The sequence below is a fragment of the Streptomyces sp. P9(2023) genome (assembly GCF_032436795.1).
GTDB lineage: Bacteria > Actinomycetota > Actinomycetes > Streptomycetales > Streptomycetaceae > Streptomyces.
Map to the genome: position 1 here is coordinate 1 of NZ_JAUPWM010000252.1, position 346 is coordinate 346.

General features: G+C 30.9%; 1 protein-coding gene. It reads left to right on the forward strand.

The genetic code is table 11. The features are described from left to right. Nucleotides 1-154: 154 nt before the first annotated feature. On the forward strand, nt 155-346 hold a 192-nt coding region (locus tag Q5762_RS37535; protein WP_399495553.1), incomplete at its 3' end, for a hypothetical protein.

Here is a 346-nt window from a genome sequence, read left to right on the forward strand (position 1 = left end):
TCTATATCTAATGTTTTAGAAATCGGGTCTAGCTCTGGATGTGATATTGTTTCTGGTATTTTATTTGGGGCTAATCAACTAAAAAATAATTATATTTATTAGAGAGTGTAATTAATCATTTTTCAGTTATTAGTTAATAAATGAGTGGGTATTTATGGCAGTTAAATATAAAGCATTTGAAAATATGTATCAGGATTCTGTGTCTTTGATGCAGTTATCAGCACAATTAAATAAAATCGATGGAATTGATGATGCATCAGTAGTAATGGGTACTGAAGCGAATTTAAACCGTATAGCGGATGCAGGTTATGATTTAGAGATCACTGCTAAGCCCAACGATTTAGTT